Below are 2492 nucleotides of genomic sequence, written 5' to 3' on the forward strand. Positions count from 1 at the left end.
CCCCCGACACCCACCCCCACCTCGCCGAAGCCGCCGCCTACGCCCTCGCCACCGGCTACGACCCCGCCGACGAGTTCCACCACGGCCTCACCCTCATCCTCACAGCCCTCCGGCCGGGGGCTTAGCGAGCCCGCGAAGCTCGGGCGCGAGGTGCCGTCCCCGATTCCGGCTGGATGCTGTGCGGCATAGTGAGGAAAGAGCAGCGGCAGCAGCCGTCACCTCGGCCCGCAGCGCCGTTGGCAAGTCGGAGGGAGTACGCATGACCGCGATCCACGACCGGCCGCAGATGAGACCGGAGGAGTTCGAGGAGCTGGCACGCCTCGCGGCGAGATCCCTCGAAGGGCTGCGTCTGGAGTTCATCCATGGCAGGTTGTGGGTCAAGGCCGTGCCGGACGGTGATCACGGGCGGATCATTCAGTGGCTGACGAGAGTCTGCATTCAGGCGCGACCGGAGCTTTGGCTGCACGAGCAGGGCATCAGAGTGGAAACCTATCGGTCCGGCCATGCCCGTCCGGACGGGGTGCTCGCCCCAAGTGAGGCCTTCGTCGGGCAACCGGAATGGGCCGAGGCGGAAGCTGTGCTCATGGTTGTGGAGGTCACGTCCTACGACTCCGACACTGATCGTCGCGATCGGGTAGAGAAGCCGCGCGCGTACGCGGAATCCGCGATTCCGTTGTACCTGCTGAGAGCACCCGAACGGTGCCGTTCGGGAAGCCTGTTGAGCTGCCGCCACCGGTCGGCATCACCTTGGAAACCGAGCCCCTACGGGCATGGGCGCGGCGATCCGCGCCGCCGACAACTACCCTCACAAGTGGCCAAAGGGGAGTTGCGCCAGACTGAGCACGGCGGATTCCTTCGGCGGTGGAGAGGGGTGAGTGCCCGAAGCACTCCTGGCTAGCCGGGTGGGCTCTGGCCATCTGAGGTGCGCCCCCGGGGGAAGTGGAAACAGCTTCTGAGCACCGGACGGGCGGCGAGTGCGAGGGGTGTCGAGGTGTCCCAGGGTCCTGCAGGGCAGCTGAGTGGGGGCGGTGACAGCCTGCCCGTGCGTGTCACGTGCCGTCTGCTGCCGTTCCGGCCGAACGGCGACCGGGTTCCGGTCAGCTACATGCTGCACCGCTGGGGGATCTGCCAGTTCGTTGTCGGGCCTGGCGGCCTGGTGCTCGGGATTCTGGCCGCACGCGCGGGGGACTGGTGGCTCTCGGTCCCCAGCCTGGCGGTCGGAGTCTATGCGTCGGTCGTCAGCGCGCTGATGATCAAGGGCCTCTGGGTGCTGCGGAACCGACGACGCGCCAGGGGGGCCGGGCGTGGCCGACGCGGGTGATGTCGGTTGCCGCGCCGGGGCGGCGCGGCGGGGCTTCCGTCGGAGGGGGATTCCGACGGAAGCCCCCGGGGCCTACCGCAGGCAGCGGAACAGCGTGATCCACTGGTCCGGGTGGACGTGGCCGACCAGTGTGTTGTGGTTGAGGCCGGCTCGGTGGAGGGCCGCGTCGACATGGGTGTGGCGGGTTTTCAGGGAGGCGCGGAGGGAGCCGCCCACGCCGGTGAAGCCGAGGTCGACCAGTTCCTGCCAGCCGGTCGGGTCGGGCAGTAGGGGAGTCTCCCTTCGTTCGAGGCGGAGGATCGACGAGTCGACCGACGGCACCGGGCGGAAGCTCGTCCGGCTGATAGTGGCGCCGAGCCGCCAGGTGAACCACGGCCAGGTCTCCACCGTCACCTTGCTCCAGCGGCCGTAGTCGCCGCTCCTCTTCCTCGCGTACTCGCGTTGGGGGAGGAGGGTCGCGGAGGTGAGGGTGGGGGCGCGGAGGCACCAGTCCACGATGCGCGAGGTGATCGAGTACGGGATGTTGCCGACGACGGCAAACGGCTCGCGCGGCGGCCTCGCCTTCGTGAAGTCGCCTCGTACGACGTCAAAGCCGCCGGCCTTGAGCTTCAGGGCCAGGAGCGGGTCGATCTCGTACGCGGTGACGTGGGAGGCGTGTCGGACGAGCGCGCGCGTGAGCGCGCCCTCGCCGGCGCCCGGCTCCAGCACCAGGCCCGACGGCCTCGCGGTCCGGACGACGAGGTCGACGGCACGGGCGTCGACCAGGAAGTTCTGCGAGAGCTCGCGTCGCGCCCGGTCGCGGGACGTGCGGGCGCCGCCGCCGGATCCGCCGGTCTTCTTCTGGGTGTGCGAGTAGTCGCGGTGTGCGAAGTTCTGCGCCACAGTGGCAGCCCTTTCGGGTCTTCGAGATGAAAGCGGGATCTCGAAGGGCCCTGGGCGCGCCTGCGGACGCGACTGTGGAAGGTGCGTCCGCTAGCGGGCCAGAGCCCGGCGGTGACGCAGCCTGATGAAGAAAGCGCATGCTGACATGGCGAGGAGGCTATGGAGGGGGACGGTGTCGCGGCCGGGCCCCGGGCGGTAACGCAGGTCCCACACGGCGTCGCGGGCGGCCGTGCGGTGTTCGAGGGCGGTCGCGTAGCCGAGGGAGAACTCGATACGGGACGGGTCGTCG

3 protein-coding genes and 1 pseudogene are annotated in these 2492 nt (G+C 69.8%); 2 read left to right on the forward strand and 2 right to left on the reverse strand.

Features of this window, described 5'->3' with window-relative positions; all coding sequences use genetic code 11:
- Positions 1 to 259: 259 nt before the first annotated feature.
- Together GL263_RS25025 and GL263_RS25030 are read left to right on the forward strand one after the other, a co-directional pair.
- Positions 260 to 840 (forward strand): annotated as a pseudogene (locus GL263_RS25025) (Uma2 family endonuclease).
- A 202-nt stretch (positions 841 to 1042) separates the two neighbouring features.
- Positions 1043 to 1321: a hypothetical protein gene (locus GL263_RS25030; RefSeq protein ID WP_182858016.1), complete on the forward strand. Its 279-nt coding sequence runs from the start codon at positions 1043 to 1045 to the stop codon at positions 1319 to 1321.
- A gap of 72 nt (positions 1322 to 1393) precedes the next feature.
- Here the strand turns inward: GL263_RS25030 and erm are convergent, their stop codons facing one another.
- Entirely contained in the window at positions 1394 to 2203 is an 810-nt protein-coding gene (gene erm, locus GL263_RS25035) for an ErmE/ErmH/ErmO/ErmR family 23S rRNA (adenine(2058)-N(6))-methyltransferase (protein ID WP_182858017.1), read from the reverse strand.
- Between the two features lie 90 nt (positions 2204 to 2293).
- On the reverse strand, positions 2294 to 2492 hold a 199-nt coding region (locus tag GL263_RS28665), incomplete at its 5' end, for a hypothetical protein (RefSeq protein ID WP_228456810.1).

It is taken from the genome of Streptomyces durbertensis, assembly GCF_014156695.1.
GTDB classification, from domain to species: Bacteria; Actinomycetota; Actinomycetes; order Streptomycetales; family Streptomycetaceae; genus Streptomyces; species Streptomyces durbertensis.